We start from the raw sequence: 20977 nt of genomic DNA, 5'->3' as shown, positions 1-20977 counted from the left end.
CGCTGCGGCTACTTCTTGCAGAACGCGATCTGGTCCTGCACCGGCAGCGGTGACGAGTCGCCGGTGGTCAGCAGCAGCGACGCCGACAGGGTGACGATGTAGGCGCAGTCGGGCAGCGCGGCGAATGTCCAGCCACCGGCCGGTGGGGCCACCCCGTTGACGGCCTGCCCGAAGTGGTCGCCCGGTGTCCCGATCGGCGGGATGCCGAAGCCATAGGGGCCACCGGGCCCGTTCATGCTCACCGACACGCTGCCCAGGTTGGGGTGGGCGGCGGTGAACAGCACGTCCAGCGCGGCGTTGAGCCCGGCGCAGCCGCCGGCGCGCAACTGCAGCGAATCGAGCGAGCACGCGCACAACTGCCCCGACACGTCCACCGGCGCCCACGAGCCGCCCTTGTGCACGTTCTGGTACACCGTGTTCTCGATCGCCACGTGGGCGCAGACCCCGGCATCGGCCTCGGTGGCGGGCAGGCCCACCGCGCGCACCCGCATGCGCAGCGCGATGTGGCGGTTCTGCGCCAGCGGCGCGCCATGGGCGGTGCTGCTCTCGCCAGCGATGACGCTGGCCATGTTCAGCGCCGGCTGCGCCACCAGTTGCGGGGTGATTACCCGCAACATGTCGCCGTTGGGCACGAAGAAGCCGTCCGGCCCGAAGACGTTGGCGGCCTGCGGCACGCGGATCCAGCCGGCGACGATGGCCGCGTGGTTGGGGCCTGCGGCGGGGTTGGCGGGGTCGGCCCACATCAGTGAGGTCTTCACCGGGTTGGGGTCGCCCGGGAAGGCCGGGGCGAAGCGCTCGACGCGGCCGATCACGGTGGCCGAGAACTGCGTCGTGGACACCGGCGTCCACGGCCCCACCGGGTTGCCCGAGCCATCGGTGGTGCGGAACTCGAAGCGGTACTCCAGAGGCTGGCCGCCCAGGGTCTTGGGCAGCACGCCGTTCAGGCGCACGGTGGAATAGAACGCGCGGCCGTCGCCGACCGTGAGGCCCGAGCCCGGCACGGCCGAGTCGATCTGCGTGGCGTAGGCGTAGCCGCCCAGCGCATCGAACACCGGCAGCGGCTCGGTGACCGGCGGCGTCTCCTTCAGGCACAGCGCCACGCAGAAGCACGGGCCGGCGTTCTCGCGGTCGGCGGCGCGGCCGCGCGAGGGCGGCTCGGCCAGCAGCACGGTGCCGCTCAGCGTCTCGACCTTGAAGTACAGGTCGGGGCCGCCGGTCCATTCGAGGTTGATGGTCGGCGAGAAGATCGTCCGCTTGAAGTCGCTGGCCAGGTAGTCGATGCGGAAGTGGCCGTCGGCGGCGGTGATGGCGTCGCCCAGCGCGTCGTCCTGCAGCCAGTCGACGTCGAAGGCGCGCACGCGCACGCCGCCGATCGGCGCCTGCGTCTCGCAGTGCCGCACCCGGCCGCACACCACCCAGGCGCCGAAGCGGCCGCGCACGCCGCACCAGGTGCGGTACGGGATGGTCTGGTCCCAGGCTGCGACGCGGTCCTGCCCCACCTCGCGCCATTGGGGCTGCACCACCGTCAGCGCAAACTGCATCGGCGGCGGCAGGCCCTCGGCGCTCTTGCGGCGCGGCACCGTGGTGCAGTACAGGTCCAGCTCGAAGGCCTGGCCGGCGTAGCCCTTGGCCTTCGAGAAGTCCAGCGTGAAGCGGCCCGAGGCGTCGATGGTGGCCTCGGCCAGCAGGCGCGGCGCCTTGGCCTCGCGCTCGGCGTCGGCCACGGCCTCGAAGGTGTCCTTGGTGCGCGCCACGGCCAGGGCCGCGGCGTCGCGGCCGGGGGCCAGTGCGTAGGCCCGGACGACGAGGCCGTCGAGCGCTTCGATGCAGTCGGTGCAGAGCGCGCCATGCAGCGTGCCCTTGACGAGGTAGGTCATGAGGTGACTCCTGGTGGATGAAGGTGGGCGCCGCCGCCCGATTGCGGCGAACGCCTGGCCGAGGGCCGAAATCTGGACCCGTGCCCCTGCGGCGGCCATCCCTAAACTGGCCGCTGCGGCCCGCCACGGCGGTGGTTCATCCGTCAACCGACGGATGGGATGCACCGCAGCGCCCATTGACGCACCGTCACGACACCGTCACACGGCCGGGCTAAGCTCGCGCGGATGTCTTCCAACGTGGTGTCACTCGGCCTCGTCGCGGGCCAGTCGGCCGACCGTGCGGCGCTGCCCGACGAGCGGCCGCCGCTGTCGTCCGACGCCGAGGCGCTGGCGGGCCAGGGGCTGCCGTCACCGGCCGGCTGGCAGCCGCTGAACCGCGAACGCTCGATCCTCGATTTCAACCACCGCGTGCTGGCCCAGGCCCGCCGCGCCGACGTGCCGCTGCTCGAGCGTCTGCGCTACATCACCATCGTCTCGTCGAACATGGACGAGTACTTCGAGGTGCGCGTCGCCGAGTACCTGGACGCCCTGCGCGCCGGCCTGCCGGGTGCCGCCTCGGGCGACTTCCAGGCCATCGCCGCCGGTGCGCGCGCCATCATCGACGAGCAGTACCGGCTCTTCAACGACGAGGTGATGCCGGCGCTGGCCGCCCAGGGCATCCACATCCTCAACCACGCCGACCGCGACGCCGCACAGCGCCGTTGGGTGGCGCGCTGTTTCGAGCAGCAGGTGCGGCCGCTGCTGATGCCGGTGGCGCTCGACCCGTCTCATCCCTTTCCCCAGGTGGCCAACAAGAGCCTCAACTTCATCGTGCGGCTGGGGCCCGCGCCGGGGGCGGGCGGCGAGCGGGCGGTGGCCATCGTCAAGGTGCCGCGGGTGCTGCCGCGCGTGATGCGCCTGCCCGATGCGCTGATGGGCCGCGGCGAACAGGGCTTCGTGCTGCTGACCAGCGTGATCCGCGCGCACTTGGCCGAACTGTTCCCCGACCGCGAGGTCGAGGCCTTCTCGCAGTTCCGCGTCACCCGCGATTCGGACCTCGAGGTCGACGAGGACGACGTCACCAACCTGCGCCAGGCGCTGCGCTCGGGCCTGACCACGCGCCACTTCGGCCAGGCCCTGCGGCTGGAGGTGGTGAAGACGTGCCCGCCCGAGTTGTCCGACCTGCTGCTGCAGCAGTTCGACCTGCCGCTGGCGGCGCTGTACCCGGTGAACGGCCCGGTCAACCTGGTGCGCATGAACCAGCTGATCGACCTGGCCGACGCGCCGCAGTTGCGCTTCGTGCCGCACGAGCCGGCCTGGACGCCGGCGCTGCCGCCGCAGGGCTCGATCTTCGAGGCGCTGCAGTCGCACGACGTGGTGCTGCACCACCCGTTCGAGAGCTTCGAGCCGGTGGTGCAGTTCCTGCGGGAGGCCGTGGCCGACCCCGAGGTGCTGGCCATCAAGCAGACCATCTACCGCACCGGCAGCCAGAGCGTGCTGATGGACCTGCTGCTCGAGGCCGTGCGCCGCGGCAAGGAAGTGATGGTGGTGCTGGAGCTGAAGGCGCGCTTCGACGAGGAGGCCAACATCAACTGGGCCGAACGCCTGGAGGCCGTCGGCGCGCAGGTGGTGTACGGCATCGTCGGCCTGAAGACGCACGCCAAGCTGCTGCTGGTGACGCGGCGCGAGCCGGACGGCCGGCGCGGCCGCCGGGGTGCCGGCGACGTGGTGTTGCGGCGCTACGCGCACCTGTCCACCGGCAACTACAACCCACGCACTGCGCGGCTGTACACCGACGTCGGCATGCTCACCGCCGACCCCGATCTCACCGCCGACGCCGACGCGATGTTCTTCGGCCTGGCCGGCGGTACGCCGCCGCGGGGGCTGCGCGTGCTGCTGGCCGCGCCGCTGCACCTGCACGCCCGTTTCGTCGCGCTGCTGGGCCAGGTGGCCGAGGCCGCCCGCGCCGGGCGCAGCGCGCGCGTGGTGGTCAAGGTCAATGCGCTCACCGACCCCGGCTTGATGGACGCGCTGGTGCAGGCCGCCAGGGCCGGTGCCCGCATCGACCTCGTCGTGCGCGGCGCCTGCATGCTGCCGCCGGGGCTGCCCGGGGTGGGTGACCGCATCCGGGTGCGCTCGGTCGTCGGCCGCTTCCTCGAGCACACACGGGTGCTGTACTTCCGCTGGGGCGATGGTGCGGCCGACGAGGCGCTGTACCTCAGCAGTGCCGACTGGATGGCGCGAAACATGGCCCGGCGCGTGGAACTGGCCTGGCCGGTGCGCGACGCCACGCTGCGCCAGCGCGTGATCGACGAATGCCTGGTGCCCTACCTGCACGATGGGCGCGACGCCTGGACGCTGGGCGCCGACGGTGGGTACACCGCCGCCGACGGCAGCGGTCCGTCGGCCCAGCAGGCCCTGATGCGCCGGCATGCCGCCGGCCGCCGTGACGGCGACTGAAGGCCTGCGCAGCGCCGTGTCCTCTCACCGCCCGACATCGCCGCCCCCCCGGGCTGCCGACTGAACACCTCCGCGATGGCCATGGACCTGATCCTCTGGCGACATGCCGATGCGCGCGACGCGCGACCCGACGAGGCCGATGCCGACCGGCCGCTCACCAGCAAGGGCGAGCGGCAGGCCAGGCGCATGGCGCAGTGGCTCAACCACCACCTGCCCGACACCACGCGGGTGCTGGTCAGCCCCACGCTGCGCACGCGCCAGACGGCCGACGCGCTGGAGCGAAAGTTCAAGCTGGTGCCGGGCCTGGCGCCCGACCAGACCGTCGACGCGCTGCTGTCCGCCGCCCGCTGGCCCGACGCCCGCGAGCCGGTGCTGGTGGTGGGCCACCAGTTCACGCTGGGCCTGACGGCCGCCTACCTGATGGCCGGCGCCACGCAACCCTGGGTGGTGCGCAAGGGCGCCATCTGGTGGCTGCGCCGCCGCGAACGCGAGTCCGGCGACGAGGTGGTGCTGCACACGGTGCTGTCGGCCGACCAGGCGTGAGCGGCTGAGGTTCCCGAGCGCCGCGCCCTGGGTCGGTCAACCCACCCGGCGCCACAATCGCCGCATGGACGATCTGCTCGACCCGCTGCTCGATGCCCGCTTCAAGGGCTTCCCCGCCACGCACGCGTCGCTGCGCCGCTCGCAGGTGGGGGCACAGGGCTGGCATGTGCTGGCCGGCGACCTGCCGCTGCCGCTGGCCGTGGTCCGGCGCTCGGCGCTGCAGCACAACCTGGGCTGGATGCAGCGCTTCGTGGCCGACCACGGCATCGCGCTGGCGCCGCATGGCAAGACGACGATGTCGCCGCAGCTCTTCCAGGCCCAGCTCGAACATGGCGCCTGGGGCATCACCTTCGCCACCGTGGGCCAGATGGCCATCGGCGTGGCCGCGGGCGTGCGCCGTTGCCTGATCGCCAACCAGGTGCTCACCGCGCTCGACCTGGGCACGATCGCGGCGCTGTGCGACCGGCATGCCGACCTGCGCGTGCTCTTCCTGCTGGACTCGGCGGCGCAACTGGCGCTGGTCGAGGGCACCCGGCCGGCGCGGCCCTTCGAGGTGCTGATCGAGGTGGGCGTGCCCGGTGGCCGCACCGGCTGCCGCGGCCACGACGAGGCGCTGGCGCTGGCCCGCCTGGCGCACGCCAGCGCGGCGGTGCGCCTGTGCGGCATCGAGTGCTACGAGGGCCTGGCGGCGAAGGGCGACACGGCGGCCGACAGCGCCTATGCCGCCGCGCTGATGCAGCGCGTGCAGGCGCTGGCCTCGGTCTGCGACGGCGAAGGCCTGTTCGACAGCGACGAGTGCATCGTCTCGGCCGGCGGCTCGGGCCTGTTCGACCTGGTGGCGCCGGCGCTGCGGCCGACCTTGTCGCGCCCGGTGCAGGGGCTGCTGCGCTCGGGCTGCTACGTCACGCACGACCAGGGCCACTACCGGCGGCTGGTGTCGCTGGTGAACCAGCGCATCGGTTGCGGTGACGGCCTGCAGGCAGCGATGGAGGTGTGGGCCACGGTGCAGTCGATGCCCGAGCCCGGCCTGGCGCTGCTGACGGCCGGCCGGCGAGACATCTCCTTCGACATGGGCCTGCCGATGCCGGTGGCCTGGTGCCCGCGCGGCCAGCGCGTGCCGCAGCCGGCGCCAGCGGGCTGGTCGATCAGTGGCCTGAACGACCAGCATGCGCACCTGCGGCTGGGCGACGCCGCGGGCGCGCTGGCGGTGGGCGACCGCGTCGCGCTGGGCCTGTCGCACCCCTGCACCACCTTCGACAAGTGGCGCTGGATGCCGATCGTCGACGACGACTACCGCGTCGTCGACGCGCTGGTCACCTGGTTCTGACGCGCCGCGCGGCTGGCGCCGTTTGCCGTCGGCCCGCGCACTGCCACCGCCGATGGGCACCCGTCCGAGCAAGACACGATGCAGGCCCTGAACCGCCTGGTGGCGGCCGAGGTCGTCTCCAACTTCGGCTCGATGCTCAGCCGGCTGGCCATCCCGTGGCTGGCTGCGATCACGCTGCAGGCCACGCCCTGGCAGATGGGCTGGCTGGTGGCCGCCGACGTGGCGGCGGGTGCGCTGGGTTCGCTGTGGCTGGGCGCCTGGGTGGACCGCCACCCGCCGCGCGCGGTGATGCTGGCGGCCGACGCGGCGCGCGCCGCGCTGCTGGCTGCGTTGGCCGTGGCGGCGGCGCTGCAGTGGCTGTCGATGCCGCTGCTGGTGCTGGCCGCGGCCGTGGGCGGCCTGCTGTCGCTGGCCTTCGAACTGGCCCGCTCGGCCTGGATGGCGCGCGGCCTGGCCGCCGACACGCTGGTGTCGTGCAATGCCCGGCTGTCGATGGGCGGCAGCCTGTCGGAGACGGCCGCCTTCGCACTGGGCGGCTGGCTGTTCCAGGGCCTGGGGGCGGTGGTGGCGCTGGGCGTGGATGCGCTCAGCTACCTGGGTTCGGCGCTGTTCGTGCGCGGCCTGGCGGACGCGCCGGCGGCACCCGGCGCGCCGGCCGGGCCGACCGCTCGGCGCAGCCTGCGCGCCGAGGCGCACCAGGGCCTGGCGGCGGTGTCCGCCTCGCCGCTGCTGCGCCGCATGGCCGCGATCGAATCGCTGCTGTCGCTGGCGATGGGGCTGACCGGCGCCACCTACATGGTCTACCTGGTGCGCGACCTTGGCTTCGGGCCCGGCGCCATCGGCAGCATCGCCGCCACCGGCGCGCTGGGGGCGGTGATCGGCGGCGCGCTGGCCGTCCGGCTGGGCCGCCGCTGGGGCCCGTGGCGCACGATGGCGCTGGGACTGGCCGCCACTGCGGCCGGCGCTGCCTGCATCCCGTTGGCGGCGTCGGCCACGCTGGTGGGGGCGGCCTGGCTGGTGGCCCACCAGGTGGTCGGCGACGCCGGGGCCACCCTGCACCAGGTGCACGAGCGCACGCTGCGGCAGACGGGCGTGGCGCCCGACCTGCTGGCGCGGGTCGACGGCACGCTGCGCATGCTGGGCCAGGGCCTGCAACTGGTGGGCGCATTGGGCGGCGGCGCCCTGGCCGGGGCCATCGGCCCGCGCGCCGCGCTGGTGCTGGCGGCGCTGCTGGTGGCCGCGGCGGTGCCGGTGGCCCTGGCCACGGCGCGGCGCTCGGCCCGGTAGCCTGCACCGAAACCGCCGCCGGCGCGTCCCCTGCCGGGTGGACGCCGCGCCGGTGGCTCCGCGCCTTCGGCGTTAGCCGTCGGTCTAGAATCCCCTACACGCTCGGCCACGAACCGGGCACGTCGCGGGCGCGCCCGCTGCACCAACCACGATCCAGGAACGCCACATGGGGGATTTCGCCAGCAGCACACGGCAGGGCCTGTCGTCGAGGCCGATCGCCCTCGACCTGCTGCCCACGCCACGCCGGCTGCCCGTGCAGTTCACCGGCTCGGGCAGCGAGTACTTCCGAATCTGGATCGTCAACCTGCTGCTCACGCTGGTCACGCTGAGCCTGTACCACCCCTTCGCCAAGGCGCGCAAGCTGCGCTACTTCCATGCCAACACGCTGGTCGGCGACGAGGCGCTGGGCTTCCACGGCAACCCCTGGGCCATGCTGCGCGGCTACCTGCTCGTGATCGCGTTTTTCGGGTGTTATGCGCTGGCCGGCCAGGTCTCGCCCGGCGCGGCGATGCTGGCCGCCGGTGCGTTTGCGGTGCTGTGGCCGGCGCTGTGGCTGGCGTCGATGCGCTTCCGGCTGGCCAACACCAGCTGGCGCGGGCTGCGGCTGCGCTTCACCGGCGACCTGGGCGGCACCTACGGCGCCTACCTGCCGGCACTGCCGCTGGGCATTGCGCTGGCGGCGTCGGCCGCTTCCGGCGACGGGCAGTCGCCGCTGGCCATCGGTGGGGCGATGGTGCTGGGCGTGGCCGTGCTGGCCTCGTTGCTGCTGACGCCGATGGCACTGGCCTCGATCAAGCGCTACCAGCACCACCACTTTGCCTACGCCGGCGAGACCACTCGCCTGACCGTGCCCACGCGGGCCTTTTACGGCCTGTTCATGCGCACCGGCCTGGTCAGCCTGGCGGCGGGCCTGCTGTTGGCCGGCGCCGCGGGCGTGGTCGCCGCGCTGGGGCTGGCCGTCGGCGGGCGGCTCAGCGGCGCCGCCGCCATCGGTGCGGCCGTGCTGGGCCTGCTGGGCTACCTGGTGCTGTTCGCGCTGACGCAGCCCTACTTCAGCGCCCGGCTGCAGAACCTGCTGTGGAACGGCACGGCCTCGTTCCACCTGCGCTTCGAATGCACGCTGCGCTACCGCGACCTGGCCTGGCTGTCGCTGCGCAACATGCTGCTGATGGTGTGCACGTTGGGCCTGTACCGGCCCTTCGCCGCGGTGAACACCGCCCGCCTGCGGCTCGAGGCCGTGCACCTGCTGGCCTATTGCGATCTCGACGGGCTCACCCAGGCCCCGGGACGGGCTGCGGCCGAGGCCACCGGTGAGGCCGCGGCCGACGTGCTGGGCGTCGACATCGGGCTCTGACCGCCCGCCGTTGCCCCGTCGTGGCCACCGCCCCACGAACCGCCTTCGCACCCGCCGCGCGCCATGGATTGCCCCGCCGACTACTTCGATGGCCACCAGGCCGTCGCCCGCCCGGTGCGCCTGCGCGTGGTGCAGGGCCTGCTGTCCATCGAGGGCCCGGGGGTGGCCCTGCAGGTGCCGGTGCAGCAGGTGGCCTGGCCCGAGGTGCAGCGCCATGGCGTGCGCCTGGCCTACCTGCCGGGCCAGGGCATGCTGAGCTGCCGCGACACCGCCACCTGGGACCGCTGGGCCCGACAGAGCGGCCTGAGCCAGCCGATGGCCGCCGTGTGGGCGCACAGCTGGCGTCGCGCGCTGCTGGCCCTGCTGGCCACCGTCGCGCTGCTGGGCGCGGCCTACCGCTGGGGCACGCCGTGGGCCGCCGAGACGCTGCTGGCGCTGTGCCCGCCCACGCTCGACGAGCAGGTGGGTGCCGTGGTGCTGGAAGGCCTGGAGCGCGAACTGCTGCGCCCCAGCCGCCTGCCCTCGGCCACGCAGGCGGCGCTGCGCCAGCGCTTCGACCAGGCCGTGCGGCGGGCCCATCCCGGCGGCGGCCTGCCGTCGTGGACGCTGCATTTTCGTGACAGCGTGGACGCCCTGGGCGCCAATGCCTTCGCGCTGCCGGGTGGCCACATCGTCGTCACCGACGCGATGGTGCGCCTGCTGGCCGACCGCCCCGACGCGCTGATCGGCGTGATGGGCCACGAACTGGGCCATGTGCGACACCGCCACGGCATGCGCGGCGTGGTGCAGGCCGGCGTGCTGGCGGCGCTGTCGTCGGTGGTGCTGGGCGACTTCTCCGCGGTGCTCACGGCCGCCCCGGCCATGCTGGGGCAGTTGGCCTACTCGCGCGAGTTCGAGCTGCAGGCCGACGACGAGGCCGCGGCACTGATGCGCGCCAACGGGCTCGACCCGGCGGCCCTGGCCGTGCTGTTCGAGCGCCTGCGGGCCGCGCAGGGCCCGGGCACCGCGGCACTGCCCATCGCGCTGTCCACGCACCCGCCCGACGACGAGCGCGTGCGGCGGCTGCGCCGGTCCGACTGAACCGCTGCGCAGGGGGTGGCGCCCCTAGAATCGCAGGCTTTCCCCGAACGGGGCGGGCGGCCCGACGGCAGGCCCGTCGATGCGCCATGAACCTGTCCACCCTGCACACCCTCTCGCCGCTCGACGGCCGCTACGCGCAGCGCATGGCCGCGCTGCGCCCGCTGATGTCGGAGTTCGGCCTGATGCACCGGCGCGTGCAGGTCGAGGTGGAGTGGTTCATCGCGCTGGGCGATGCCGGCTTCGCCGAGTTCAAGCCGCTGTCCGAGGCTTCGCGCGGCTTCCTGCGTTCGCTGGTGCTGCGCTTCGGCGAGGCCGATGCCCGCGCCATCAAGGACATCGAGCGCACCACCAACCACGACGTCAAGGCGGTTGAGTACTGGCTCAAGCAGCGCTTCGCCGGCCATGCCGAGCTGCTGGCGGCGGGCGAGTTCGTGCACTTCGCGTGCACCAGCGAGGACATCAACAACACCAGCCACGCGCTGATGCTGCAGGCCGCGCGCGAGCAGGTGCTGCTGCCCGCCATCGACCGCGTCATCGACCGCCTGCGCGGCCTGGCCCACCACCTGGCCGACCTGCCCATGCTCAGCCGCACGCATGGCCAGACCGCCAGCCCCACCACCGTGGGCAAGGAGATCGCCAACGTGGTGGCGCGCCTGGTCACCGCCCGCGAGCGCATCGCCGGCGTGCGCCTGCTGGCCAAGATGAACGGCGCCGTGGGCAACTACAACGCCCACCTGGCCGCCTACCCCGACTACGACTGGGAGGCCTTCGGTCGCCAGGTGGTCGAAGAGCGCCTGGGCCTGTCGTTCAACCCGTACACCATCCAGATCGAGCCGCACGACTGCATGGCCGAGCTGTTCGACGCCATCACGCGTTGCGACACCATCCTGATCGACTGGTCGCGCGACCTGTGGGGCTACATCTCGCTGGGCTACTTCAAGCAGCGCCTGAAGGAAGGCGAGGTCGGCAGCTCGACCATGCCGCACAAGGTCAACCCGATCGATTTCGAGAACGCCGAGGGCAACTTCGGCCTGGCCAATGCGCTGCTCACCCACCTGAGCCAGAAGCTGCCGGTGAGCCGCTGGCAGCGCGACCTGACCGACAGCACCGTGCTGCGCAACATGGGCGTGGCGCTGGGCTATTCGCTGCTGGGCCTGGATTCGCTGGCGCGCGGGCTGGACAAGCTCGAGGTGCACCGCGAGGCGCTGGCCGCCGACCTGGACGGCGCCTGGGAGGTGATGGCCGAGGCGGTGCAGACGGTGATGCGCCGCCACGGCCTGCCCGAGCCCTACGAGCAGCTGAAGGCCTTCACCCGCGGCCAGCCGATGACGCGCGAGCTGATGCAGGGCTTCGTCGAGAAACTGGCGCTGCCGGCCGACGACAAGGCCCGGCTGCTGGCCATGACGCCCGGCAGCTACACAGGCCTGGCCTCGGCGCTGGCCAAGCGCATCTGACACCCGCCGGCAGGGCGCTCAGCCCGCGCGCCGTGGCGCCCTACCCACGCGCCGGGGCGCTCAACCGATTCGCCGCCCCTGGCCGCCGACGAACACCCGCAGCTCGCCCTTGTCGAAGGCCTGCCACGGCTCGTCGCAGGTGAGCGGTTGTGTGGCGACGATGGCCGCGCGGTCGGTGGGCGCGGTGAGCGAGCCGAAATCCACGCTCAGGTCCTCGTCGGCCAGCCGCGCGGCGCCGAAGGGGTGGCGCCGTTCCAGCCAGAACAGTGAGGTGGTGGCGTGCGCCCACAGCGCCTGTCCGTTGGACAGCAGCATGTTGAAGGTGCCGTGCGACGCGGGCAGCGGCAGCAGTTCGGCCAGCGTGCGGCTCAGCTCGTCGATCGACGGCACCGACGCGTGGGCCTTGGCCAGCTCCTGCATCAGCCAGCAGAAGGCGCGCTCGCTGTCGGTGTCGCCCACGGGGCGGAAGCTGCCGTGCAGGCGCGGCTCGAAGCCCTTCAGGTCGCCGTTGTGGGCGAACACCCAGTAGCGGCCCCACAGCTCGCGCACGAAGGGGTGCGTGTTCTGCAGCGCCACCCGGCCCTGCGTGGCCTTGCGGATGTGGGCGATGACGTTGCCGCTGTGGATCGGGAAGCGCTTGACCAGCTCGGCCACCGGCGACTGCCGCGCGCTCTGGTGGTCGACGAACAGGCGCAGGCCCGGGTCTTCGAAGAAGGCGATGCCGAAGCCGTCCTTGTGCTCGTCGGCGCGCGTGGCCAGGCCCGTGAACGAGAACATCACGTCGGTGGGCGTGTTGGCGTTCATCCCGAGCAGTTGGCACATGGTTGGGTCTCAGTCCGGCGCCGGGCCGCCCCAAGCCGGACTGGGCCCCCTCGGGGGGCAGCGCCGGAGCGAAGCGACAAGCGTGGGGGTCAGTATCGCTTCAGCGCACCGGCAGCAGCAGCTTCGTGAGGCCACGCAGCGAGACCAGGTGGCCGGGGTTGTTGGTCTCTTCCAGCACGCCGGCCATGCGGCGCAGGATGCGCGGGTCGCGCCGGGCGCGCCAGATCACCAGATCGGCCAGCCAGGGGTGGTCGTTGATCTGGTTGGCGCGCTCGTAGAGATCGAAGCGCGGCTTCAGCACCTGCAGCGCGGCGTGGTAGCGCGCGGCCACCTCGGCGTCGCTGCCACCGGCCAGCAGGGCCTCGGCGGCCAGCAGGCCGGTCTCCAGCGCCTTGCCGATGCCTTCGCCGGTGAAGGCGTAGGTGCTGCCCACGGCCTCGCCGGTGGCCAGCATCCCCGGGCGCGACGAGCGTGCGCCTTCGAGCGAGCAGCGCAGCGGTGCGCCCTTGAGTTCGCCCACCCACTCGCCATGGGCCAGCAGTTCACGCGCGGGCGCGTGCAGGTCGCCGAAGGTGGCGAACATCTCGCGCAGGTTCACGTCGGCCATCGTGCGGCGGCCGTCGGCGCCGGCGCGGGCATGGCTGTGCGCCAGGCCGACGCCGATGTTGAACACGCCGCCCGGCGCCGGGAAGATCCAGCCATAGCCCTTGCGCAGGCGCTTGTGCCACAGCACCTCGAGCGCGCGCACGCGGCCCACCAGGCCGGGGTGCCGCACGTAACCGCGCAGCGCCACGCCGCTGGGCGTGTGGCGCTGGCACAGGCCGGCGGCCAGCATGGCGCGCGGTACGGCGCCGGTGGCCAGGACGGTCCAGCGCGCGCGCAGCGGCCGGGTGACGTCCGGGCCGCGCAGCAGGGCGCCGACGACGCGGCCGTCCTCCTCCAGCGGCGACTCGAAGCGCCAGGGCGCGAAGAAGCGTGCGCCGGCGCGCTCGGCGCCGCACTTCAGCAGGTCGTCCAGCTCGCGGCGGGGCAGCACCGCCAGGCGACCCGGCACGTCGACGCGGCCGCCGCGCGGGCCGATGCAGGCCACGTGCTGGGCCGGCTGCGCCCGGGCCATCACGGCGTCGAACAGGCCCAGCCGCTGCAAGGCGTGCAGCGCATCGGGGATGAGGCCATCGCCGCAGACCTTGTCGCGCGGGAAGGGGTGCTGGTCCACCAGCACCACCGACCGGCCCTGGCGCGCCAGCCAGTGCGCGCAGGCGCTGCCGGCCGGGCCGGCACCGACGACGAGCACCTCGCAGGCGTCGGGCAGGGTGTCGGTCATCGTCGGTCGCGAGGGGGGCGGCGCAGGCACGGTCGGCGATTGTAGGGAGGCATGCCGTGAGGCGGTCTGGCGCTTGATGGGCATCAACGCGCATGCCACCTCGTGGTGCCACCATGGGCTTCAGGAGACCCACCATGAGCAAGCACCTCACCCCCGCCGAGCGCAGCCAGCTCGAAGCCCGCTTGCGCGAACGTCTGCAATCGCTGCGCGCGCGCATGTCCACCCAGCTGGACGGCCTGAGCCGCGCCGAGCACGCCCGCGAAGTGCTGCTGCAGGACGGTGACGATGGCCCGCAGCGCGACGCCGACCGCGAGGTCGATTTCGCGATGACCGACCGCGAAGGCGCGGAGTTTGCCGCCACCGAGCAGGCCCTGGCGCGCCTGGCCGCCGGCACCTACGGCGAATGCGCCGACTGCGGCGCCGACGTGCCCTACGCCCGCCTGGCGTTGGAGCCCCAGGCCCTGCGCTGCGTGGCCTGCGAGTCGGTGCGCGAGCGCACGGCGCCGCGCACGGCCAGCCTGTAGCCTGACACAGCGGATCGCGGCACAGCCCTTCGATCCATTCCCGGCGCCCGCGGCGCCGTCAACGAGAGACTCCACATGACGATGTTCCACGCTGTGGTCCAGATCGACCACCACACCGCCCAGCTGCTGCAGTTCGACGCCGAGCACGTGGAGGCGCAGAAGGTCAAGTCCAGCAGCCGCCACACCCGCCAGCACGGCAGCGACGTGCGCACCGAGCACGAGTTCTTCGCGCTGGTGTGCGACGCGATGACCGGCATCCCCGAGGTGCTGGTCACCGGCTCGCGCACCGCGCAGGCCGACTTCAGGCACTACGTCGAAAGGCACCGCGCCGCGCTGGTGCCGCACATCGTCGGCTACGAGACGGTGGACCACCCCACCGAGGCCCAGCTCGTGGCGATGGCGCGCAAGTACTTCCTCAAGCACGACCGCATGGCGGGCACGCCGACGCCGAGCTGAGCACCGGCGACCGCACCGACCGGCCATGACAAACGGCGCCCGCGGGCGCCGTTTTCTCGTTGGGGCGGACGCTAGCCTCAGCCCGCCTTCACCCTCAGGCGCGACGCGTGCAGCAGCGGCTCGGTGTAGCCGCTGGGCTGCGCCTTGCCCTTGAACACCAGGTCGAGCGCGGCCTGGAAGGCGGCGCCGTCGTGGTGCTTGGCCATCGGCTTGTACAGCGGATCGCCGGCGTTCTGCTGGTCCACCACCTTGGCCATGCGCTTGAAGGTGGCCTTCACCTGCGCCTTGGTCACCACGCCGTGGTGCAGCCAGTTGCAGATGTGCTGGCTGCTGATGCGCAGCGTGGCGCGGTCTTCCATCAGGCCCACGTTGTGGATGTCGGGCACCTTGGAGCAGCCCACGCCCTGGTCGACCCAGCGCACCACGTAGCCCAGGATGCCCTGGACGTTGTTGTCCAGTTCCTGCTGCTTCTCCTCGTCCTTCCACTTGGCCTTCTTGACCACCGGTATGGTGAGCAGGCCTTCGAGGATGGCGTCGGCCTCGGCGGCAGCGTCCACCTTCTCGAGTTCCTTCTGCACCTTGAACACGTCCACCTGGTGGTAGTGCAGCGCGTGCAGCGTGGCGGCGGTGGGGCTGGGCACCCAGGCGGTGTTGGCGCCGGCCTTGGGGTGGGCGATCTTCTGCTGCAGCATCGCGGCCATCAGGTCGGGCATGGCCCACATGCCCTTGCCGATCTGGGCCTTGCCACGCAGGCCGCTGGACAGGCCCACCAGCACGTTGTTGCGTTCGTAGGCCTGGATCCAGGCGCTCTGCTTCATGTCGCCCTTGCGCATCATCGGGCCGGCCAGCATGGCGGTGTGCATCTCGTCGCCGGTGCGGTCGAGGAAGCCGGTGTTGATGAAGGCCACGCGGCTGGTGGCCGCGGCGATGCAGGCCTTGAGGTTGACGCTGGTGCGGCGCTCCTCGTCCATGATGCCGAGCTTGACGGTGCTGTCGGGCAGGCCCAGCATCTGTTCGACGCGGCCGAACAGCTCGCCGGCGAAGGCCACTTCGGCCGGGCCGTGCATCTTGGGCTTGACGATGTAGACCGAGCCATGCCGCGTGTTGCGGATGCCGCCCTGGCCCCCGCCCTGCAGGTCGTGCAGCGCGATGGTGGTGGTGACGACCGCGTCGAGGAGGCCCTCGGGGATCTCCTGGCCGCCGCCCCACAGCACCGCCGAATTGGTCATCAGGTGGCCCACATTGCGCACGAACAGCAGCGAGCGGCCGTGCAACGCCACGTCCTCGCCGCGCGGGCCGGTGTATTCGCGGTCGGGGTTCAGGCCGCGGGTGAAGGTCTTGCCGCCCTTGCTCACCGACTCGGTCAGCGTGCCCTGCAGGATGCCCAGCCAGTTGCCGTAGGCCTGCACCTTGTCGGCGGCATCGACGACGGCCACCGAATCCTCCAGGTCGAGGATGGTCGACAGTGCCGATTCGAGCACCAGGTCGGCCACGCCGGCGGGGTCGCCCTGGCCGATGGGCGTGTCGCGGTCGATGCGGATGTCCATGTGCAGGCCGTGGTGGCTCAGCAGCACCGCCGACGGCGTGGCCGGCTCGCCCTGGAAGCCGACGAACTGCGCCGGGTTCTTCAGGCCCACGGTGCGGCCGTTCTTCAGCGTCACGGCCAGTTCGTTGTCGACCACGGCGTAGCCGGTGGAGTCGATGTGCGAGCCCTTCTTCAGCGGCACGCAGCGGTCGAGCACGTAGCGTGCATATTCGATGACCTTGGCGCCGCGCACCGGGTTGTAGCCGGTGCCGCGCTCGGCGCCGCCGTCCTCGGGCAGCGCGTCGGTGCCGTACAGCGCGTCGTACAGCGAACCCCAGCGGGCGTTGGCGGCGTTCAGCGCGTAGCGGGCGTTGGTGATCGGCACCACCAGCTGCGGGCCGGCCTGCAGGGCCAGTTCGGCGTCGACGTTCTTCGTGGTGATCTTCAGCTTGGCCGGCACCGGCACCAGGTAGCCGATCTCGGTGAGGAACTTGCGGTACTTGCGCATGTTCTTGATCGGGCCGGGGTGCTTCTTGTGCCAGGCGTCCAGCTCGCTTTGCAGGCGGTCGCGCTCGGCCAGCAGCGCGGCGTTCTTCGGCGCCAGGTCGTGCACGATGGCGTCGAAGCCCAGCCAGAAGGCCTCGCTGGGCACACCGGTGCCGGGCAGCACGCGGTCCTCGATGAATCGGTACAGCTCGGTGGCCACCTCGAGTCGGTGGCAGGTGGTGCGCTCGGTCATGGCAATCCTTGGTCTCGGAGTCAGGGAAAGGGGAAGGGCAGGGAACGGAAAGCGGTCAGGCGGCGGGAAACCAGTCCAGCACGTCGCGCAGGCTGCTGCCGGTGCGGGTGGGCTGGGTGTCCAGCGGGTCGAGCGGCGCGCCGGCACGGTTGACCCACAGCGTGGTGTAGCCGTACCAGGTGGCGCCGATGGCGTCCCAGCCGTTGCTGGAGACGAACAGGATCTTCTTCGCCGGCAGGCCCAGGGCGGCCGGCCCCAGGTCGTAGACCGCGGCGTCGGTCTTGAAGCGCTGCACCGCGTGGGCGCTGAGCACCGGGTCGACCAGGTCGGTGAAGCCGGCGCTCTTGACGGCCACGTCCAGCATCTCGGGGTCGCCGTTGCTCAGGATGCCGGCGCGGATGCCGCGGGCCTTCAGCGCCAGCAGCACCTCGCGGTTCTCGGGGAAGGCCGACAGGTGGCGGTACTGGTTCATCAGCCGGTCTTCGGCGTCGGGCGCCAGGTCGAGCTTGAGCTTTTGCGCGGCGAAGCGCAGGCCGGCGCGGGTGAGCTCCCAGAACGGGCGGTAGCGGCCGCTCATCGACGTGAGGCGGGTGTACTCGATCTGCTTGTCGCGCCACAGCAGCGCCAGTGCGTCGCCCTGGCCCGCGAACATCTGCTCGGCGAGCAGGCCCACGCTGTACACGTCGAACAGCGTGCCGTAGGCATCGAACAGCACCGCCTGGGGCGGCGAAGGGTGAGCGGGGGCCATCGTGGCTCGGACTGTATTACGAACACACGACCGCATTAATTGCACCGGCGGCGATTGATTGATGACCAAACGGCGTGTAATCTTCGCGCCCATGGATCGGCTCAAGCAGATCGAGTCCTTCGTGGCCGTGGCCACGAAGGGCAGCTTGACGGCCTCGGCGTCGACCGAGGGCGTGGCCCCGGCGGTGATCGGCCGGCGCATCGATGCGCTGGAAGAGCGCCTGGGCGTGAAGCTGCTGGTGCGCACCACCCGGCGCATCTCGCTCACCCACGAGGGCAGCGCCTTCCTCGAAGACTGCCAGCGCATCCTGGCCGACATCGCCAATGCCGAAGCCAGCGTCAGCGCCGGTGGCGTGAAAGCCAGTGGCCACTTGCGTCTGACCGCGCCGGCCGGTTTCGGCCGCCGCCACGTGGCCCCGCTGGTGCCCGGTTTCCTGGCGCTGCACCCCGACGTGAGCCTGTCGCTGAACCTGTCGGACCGCGTGGTGGACATCGTCAACGAAGGCTTCGACTGCGCGGTGCGCGTGGGCGACATGCCCGACAGCAGCCTGGTCAGCGTGCGCCTGGCCGACAACCGGCGCCTGTGCGTGGCCGCGCCCTCGTACCTGAAGCGCGCCGGCACGCCGGCCAGCCCGGCCGAGCTGTCGCGCCACGAATGCCTGACGCTGTCGTCCGACGCCAGCCAGACGCGCGGCTGGGCGTTCACCGTGGGCGGCGCGGTGACGCACCTGCGCCCCAGCGGCCGCATCGACTGCAGCGACGGCCAGGTGTTGCACGACTGGTGCCTGCAGGGCATGGGCATTGCCTGGCGCAGCACCTGGGAGGTGGAGCGCGAGATCGCCGCCGGGCAGCTGGTGGCGCTGCTGGAAGACTTCGCCGCGCCGCCCAACGGCATCTACGCCGTGGTACCGCAGCGCAAGCACCTGCCGCTGCGGCTGCGGCTGTGGATCGACTACCTGAAGCACACCTACGGCGACGCGGCTTACTGGCGCGGGCGCCGTGCCACCCCATGATCCTCGAAACCGTCCTCGCCTACGTCCACCTGCTGGCCATCCTGACCTGGGTGGTGTTCCTCGCCAGCACCGCCGCGCTGGCCCGCACCGAGTGGCTGAACGCCGCCGTGGTCGACCGGCTGGTGGTGGTCGACCGCATCGCCAACGTGGCCGCGCTGCTGGTGCTGGCCAGCGGGCTGGCGCGCTGGCTGTGGGGCATCAAGGGCGTGGCCTGGATGGGCGGCCAGCCGCTCTTCTGGGGCAAGGTGGCGTTGTTCGCGCTGATGGGGCTGGCCGCCTGGCGCACCCAGCGCACGCTGCGCGCCTGGCAGCGCGCGCTGCATTCGACCGGCGGGTTGCCGGCGGCCGACGAGGTGGCGGTACTGCGCCGGCGGGTGATGCGAGCATCCCACCTGATGCTGCTGGTGCCGCTGCTGGCGGTGATGCTGGCGCGCGGGATCGGCACGGTCTGATGCGACCACGCCGGGCGTTGGGCCTGGCGCATGAAACGACAACGCCGGGCGTCAGGCCTGGCGCATGAAACGACAACGCCGGGCGCAGAGCCCGGCGTGTCGATGGCCGCCGCCGAGCAGCGCCCGGCCGGCTTGCCACGCCCCGACGGTCGAACCGGCCGCCGGGAGCGCTGGCTCAGGCCTTCAGGCAGTCGCTCATGAACTTCTTGCGGTCGTCGCCCTTGAGCTTCTTGTCGCCGGCGTCCTTGTTGCAAGTCTTCATCTTGTCCTGCTGGGTGGTCTTCTTGGCCGACAGGCAGGTCTTCATGAAGGCCTTGCGCTCGTCGCCCTTCTTGTCGGCGGCTTCCTTGTTGCACTCGCCCATCTTGTTTTGCTGGGCGCTCGGGGCCTTGCCGGTGGCCGGGCCGGAGGCCTGCGCCTGGGCCAGGCCCACGCACAACACGAGCGATGCGGCGGCGACGGTGAACTGCTTGAACATGATGCGGGTCCTCTTCCTCGTTGGATGATGTGCTCGGCCAGGATGGCCGGGGCCGATTGGAGCAGAGCGCACCTGCACCGGCAATGAGGTCAACGCCGATGCGCGCCTTGCGGTGCACACCGCACCGACGATTCTTTTCGGCGTTCCACCGGCGCGACGGGCCAGCGGATGAGCCATGTCAAAGGATGCGCCGCGGGTGCGCCATCGACTCGTGCGCGGCGTGCAGCCGCCGCACCAGCACCTTGATGAAGGCCGCGTCGAACAGGTGTCGGGTGACCGGCCCCAGCGAATCCATCGACGTCGGCGTGAAGGTCACCGTGGTCGCGGCGTCGCTGACGATCACGTCGGCGGCGTGCACGCGCAGCTCGTCGCTCGGCGCCAGGTAGGCCATCTCGCCCACCGAGGTGCCGGCGCCCAGCTGGGCCACGCGCTGGCCGTCGCGGTACACGTCGACCCGCCCCTGGGCGATGATGTGGAAGGTGTTGCCCTCCTCGCCCTTGCGGTACAGCGCGGCGCCGTAGCTGTGGCGCAGCCACTGCGCACGGTGCACCACCTCCCACAGCTCCACGTCGCCGAAGCCGGCGAAGAACTCCAGGCTGCGCAGCAGGTTGAAGCGTTCCGAGTCCAGCACCTCCTGAAGCGGTCCGCGCGGCACCTCGTGCCGGGCCACCAGCGACGACCATTCGAGCGCGAATTCGTCCCAACCCGCAAAGCGATCGGCCGGCGACTTGGCCAGCGCGCGCTGCAGGATCGCGTCCATGCGCTCGGGCACGCCGTCGCGCAGCGGCACCAGCGATGGCGGCGCCAGGTTCAGGATCTGGTGCATCAGCGCGCCCTGCTGCACGGCGTCGAAGGGCGGACGCCCGGCCACCAGGTGGTACAGCACGGCCGCCAGCGAGAACATGTCGGCCCGGGCGTCGAGCGAGCTGCCGTCCAACTGCTCGGGCGACATGTAGGCCAGCGAGCCGACGCGGTACACCTGCGTGCGGTCCGACAGGGTGTCCAGCGCGCTGCCGAAGTCGGTGATCTTCACGTCGACCACCGCCTCGCGGTCGACCAGGGCCAGGATGTTGGCCGGCTTCACGTCGCGGTGGATCAGCCCCTGGCGGAAGACGTAGCTCAGCGCCATCGCGCACTTGAAGCCGATTTCCACCACCTGCGACAGCGGCAGCAGCGCGTCGGCGCGGCAAAAGCGGCGCAGCGTCACGCCCGGCACGTACTCCATCACCAGGAAGGGCGCCACCGGGTCGTCCACCGCGTCGAAGATCTGCACCACGTTCGGGTGCTGCAGCTTGCCGGCCAGCGCCGCCTCGGACGCGAAGAAGTGCGCGCGGTAGCGGTTCTCCAGGCCCTCGCCCAGCACCGCCGGGCGCACGCGCTTGATGGCCACCTGGCGGTGGTTGAACTCGTCCTCGGCGAGGAACACCTCGCTGGTGGCACCGTCGCCCAGCCGCGACAGCACGCGGTACTTGCCGATGCGGGCCGGCAGGCCGTTGGCTTGGGGCGCGGCGACGGTGCCACCAGCGAGGTGTTCCT

At 72.0% G+C, this 20977-nt stretch carries 18 protein-coding genes; 11 read left to right on the top strand and 7 right to left on the bottom strand.

Going from position 1 to position 20977, the window contains the following annotated elements; translation table 11 throughout:
- Positions 1 to 8 precede the first annotated feature (8 nt).
- Positions 9 to 1877, bottom strand: coding sequence for a hypothetical protein (locus EOINJALH_RS26420; RefSeq protein ID WP_088285845.1), 1869 nt, complete (start codon positions 1875 to 1877; stop codon positions 9 to 11).
- A gap of 225 nt (positions 1878 to 2102) precedes the next feature.
- On the opposite strand from EOINJALH_RS26420, the gene ppk1 reads away from it, so the two are divergent.
- The 7 genes from ppk1 to purB all read left to right on the top strand — a co-directional run bounded on the left by ppk1 (position 2103) and on the right by purB (position 11361).
- Complete coding sequence (gene ppk1, locus EOINJALH_RS26415; RefSeq protein ID WP_088285843.1) at positions 2103 to 4316, top strand: polyphosphate kinase 1; 2214 nt, start codon at positions 2103 to 2105, stop codon at positions 4314 to 4316.
- Positions 4317 to 4397: 81 nt separating this feature from the next.
- Positions 4398 to 4859 (top strand): phosphohistidine phosphatase SixA, encoded by a 462-nt coding sequence (gene sixA, locus EOINJALH_RS26410; RefSeq protein ID WP_088285895.1) that lies wholly within the window; start codon positions 4398 to 4400, stop codon positions 4857 to 4859.
- A 64-nt stretch (positions 4860 to 4923) separates the two neighbouring features.
- Positions 4924 to 6186, top strand: a complete 1263-nt coding sequence (locus EOINJALH_RS26405; protein ID WP_088285841.1) for an alanine racemase — start codon at positions 4924 to 4926, stop codon at positions 6184 to 6186.
- Between the two features lie 78 nt (positions 6187 to 6264).
- Positions 6265 to 7473, top strand: a complete 1209-nt coding sequence (locus EOINJALH_RS26400) for an MFS transporter (RefSeq protein ID WP_088285839.1) — start codon at positions 6265 to 6267, stop codon at positions 7471 to 7473.
- Positions 7474 to 7639: 166 nt separating this feature from the next.
- Positions 7640 to 8827 (top strand): YjgN family protein, encoded by a 1188-nt coding sequence (locus EOINJALH_RS26395; protein ID WP_088285837.1) that lies wholly within the window; start codon positions 7640 to 7642, stop codon positions 8825 to 8827.
- Positions 8828 to 8890: 63 nt separating this feature from the next.
- Positions 8891 to 9907, top strand: coding sequence for a M48 family metallopeptidase (locus EOINJALH_RS26390; protein WP_088285835.1), 1017 nt, complete (start codon positions 8891 to 8893; stop codon positions 9905 to 9907).
- 86 nt (positions 9908 to 9993) lie between these two features.
- Entirely contained in the window at positions 9994 to 11361 is a 1368-nt protein-coding gene (gene purB / locus EOINJALH_RS26385) for an adenylosuccinate lyase (protein ID WP_088285831.1), read from the top strand.
- 60 nt (positions 11362 to 11421) lie between these two features.
- Here the strand turns inward: purB and EOINJALH_RS26380 are convergent, their stop codons facing one another.
- A complete protein-coding gene (locus EOINJALH_RS26380) occupies positions 11422 to 12183 on the bottom strand; it encodes a class II glutamine amidotransferase (protein ID WP_088285829.1) in 762 nt (253 codons plus the stop codon).
- 100 nt (positions 12184 to 12283) lie between these two features.
- The gene (locus tag EOINJALH_RS26375; protein WP_088285827.1) at positions 12284 to 13507 is read right to left on the bottom strand and encodes an NAD(P)/FAD-dependent oxidoreductase; all 1224 of its coding nucleotides are present in this window, start codon (positions 13505 to 13507) and stop codon (positions 12284 to 12286) included.
- A 134-nt stretch (positions 13508 to 13641) separates the two neighbouring features.
- On the opposite strand from EOINJALH_RS26375, the gene EOINJALH_RS26370 reads away from it, so the two are divergent.
- Both EOINJALH_RS26370 and EOINJALH_RS26365 read left to right on the top strand, forming a co-directional pair.
- Entirely contained in the window at positions 13642 to 14031 is a 390-nt protein-coding gene (locus EOINJALH_RS26370; protein WP_088285825.1) for a TraR/DksA C4-type zinc finger protein, read from the top strand.
- 75 nt (positions 14032 to 14106) lie between these two features.
- Positions 14107 to 14487 (top strand): hypothetical protein, encoded by a 381-nt coding sequence (locus tag EOINJALH_RS26365; RefSeq protein ID WP_088285823.1) that lies wholly within the window; start codon positions 14107 to 14109, stop codon positions 14485 to 14487.
- 77 nt (positions 14488 to 14564) lie between these two features.
- Here EOINJALH_RS26365 and EOINJALH_RS26360 read toward each other — a convergent pair whose 3' ends face one another.
- Together EOINJALH_RS26360 and EOINJALH_RS26355 are read right to left on the bottom strand one after the other, a co-directional pair.
- Positions 14565 to 16751, bottom strand: a complete 2187-nt coding sequence (locus EOINJALH_RS26360) for a malate synthase G (RefSeq protein WP_088285821.1) — start codon at positions 16749 to 16751, stop codon at positions 14565 to 14567.
- A gap of 55 nt (positions 16752 to 16806) precedes the next feature.
- Positions 16807 to 17499 (bottom strand): haloacid dehalogenase type II, encoded by a 693-nt coding sequence (locus EOINJALH_RS26355; RefSeq protein ID WP_088285819.1) that lies wholly within the window; start codon positions 17497 to 17499, stop codon positions 16807 to 16809.
- A gap of 91 nt (positions 17500 to 17590) precedes the next feature.
- Here EOINJALH_RS26355 and EOINJALH_RS26350 point away from each other — a divergent pair, with 91 nt between their 5' ends.
- Entirely contained in the window at positions 17591 to 18511 is a 921-nt protein-coding gene (locus EOINJALH_RS26350) for a LysR family transcriptional regulator (RefSeq protein WP_088285817.1), read from the top strand.
- Entirely contained in the window at positions 18508 to 18963 is a 456-nt protein-coding gene (locus tag EOINJALH_RS26345) for a DUF2214 family protein (RefSeq protein ID WP_088285815.1), read from the top strand. Before EOINJALH_RS26350 ends, EOINJALH_RS26345 begins: the two co-directional genes overlap by 4 nt.
- A 175-nt stretch (positions 18964 to 19138) precedes the next feature.
- Here the strand turns inward: EOINJALH_RS26345 and EOINJALH_RS26340 are convergent, their stop codons facing one another.
- Complete coding sequence (locus EOINJALH_RS26340) at positions 19139 to 19441, bottom strand: PsiF family protein (protein ID WP_088285813.1); 303 nt, start codon at positions 19439 to 19441, stop codon at positions 19139 to 19141.
- Between the two features lie 178 nt (positions 19442 to 19619).
- Positions 19620 to 20918, bottom strand: a complete 1299-nt coding sequence (locus tag EOINJALH_RS26335; protein WP_404872801.1) for a serine/threonine-protein kinase — start codon at positions 20916 to 20918, stop codon at positions 19620 to 19622.
- Positions 20919 to 20977: the final 59 nt, after the last annotated feature.

The sequence above is a fragment of the Ideonella sp. A 288 genome (assembly GCF_002198735.1).
Lineage (GTDB): Bacteria > Pseudomonadota > Gammaproteobacteria > Burkholderiales > Burkholderiaceae_C > Pseudaquabacterium.
This window is presented reverse-complemented; position numbering and strand designations above follow the sequence as displayed.

Bases quoted from the DNA above. Each gene is read 5' to 3' on its own strand.
- EOINJALH_RS26420 (WP_088285845.1), bottom strand. From the start codon at position 1,877: ATGACCTACCTCGTCAAGGGCACGCTGCATGGCGCGCTCTGCACCGAC.
- ppk1 (WP_088285843.1), top strand. From the start codon at position 2,103: ATGTCTTCCAACGTGGTGTCACTCGGCCTCGTCGCGGGCCAGTCGGCC.
- sixA (WP_088285895.1), top strand. From the start codon at position 4,398: ATGGACCTGATCCTCTGGCGACATGCCGATGCGCGCGACGCGCGACCC.
- EOINJALH_RS26405 (WP_088285841.1), top strand. From the start codon at position 4,924: ATGGACGATCTGCTCGACCCGCTGCTCGATGCCCGCTTCAAGGGCTTC.
- EOINJALH_RS26400 (WP_088285839.1), top strand. From the start codon at position 6,265: ATGCAGGCCCTGAACCGCCTGGTGGCGGCCGAGGTCGTCTCCAACTTC.
- EOINJALH_RS26395 (WP_088285837.1), top strand. From the start codon at position 7,640: ATGGGGGATTTCGCCAGCAGCACACGGCAGGGCCTGTCGTCGAGGCCG.
- EOINJALH_RS26390 (WP_088285835.1), top strand. From the start codon at position 8,891: ATGGATTGCCCCGCCGACTACTTCGATGGCCACCAGGCCGTCGCCCGC.
- purB (WP_088285831.1), top strand. From the start codon at position 9,994: ATGAACCTGTCCACCCTGCACACCCTCTCGCCGCTCGACGGCCGCTAC.
- EOINJALH_RS26380 (WP_088285829.1), bottom strand. From the start codon at position 12,183: ATGTGCCAACTGCTCGGGATGAACGCCAACACGCCCACCGACGTGATG.
- EOINJALH_RS26375 (WP_088285827.1), bottom strand. From the start codon at position 13,507: ATGACCGACACCCTGCCCGACGCCTGCGAGGTGCTCGTCGTCGGTGCC.
- EOINJALH_RS26370 (WP_088285825.1), top strand. From the start codon at position 13,642: ATGAGCAAGCACCTCACCCCCGCCGAGCGCAGCCAGCTCGAAGCCCGC.
- EOINJALH_RS26365 (WP_088285823.1), top strand. From the start codon at position 14,107: ATGACGATGTTCCACGCTGTGGTCCAGATCGACCACCACACCGCCCAG.
- EOINJALH_RS26360 (WP_088285821.1), bottom strand. From the start codon at position 16,751: ATGACCGAGCGCACCACCTGCCACCGACTCGAGGTGGCCACCGAGCTG.
- EOINJALH_RS26355 (WP_088285819.1), bottom strand. From the start codon at position 17,499: ATGGCCCCCGCTCACCCTTCGCCGCCCCAGGCGGTGCTGTTCGATGCC.
- EOINJALH_RS26350 (WP_088285817.1), top strand. From the start codon at position 17,591: ATGGATCGGCTCAAGCAGATCGAGTCCTTCGTGGCCGTGGCCACGAAG.
- EOINJALH_RS26345 (WP_088285815.1), top strand. From the start codon at position 18,508: ATGATCCTCGAAACCGTCCTCGCCTACGTCCACCTGCTGGCCATCCTG.
- EOINJALH_RS26340 (WP_088285813.1), bottom strand. From the start codon at position 19,441: ATGTTCAAGCAGTTCACCGTCGCCGCCGCATCGCTCGTGTTGTGCGTG.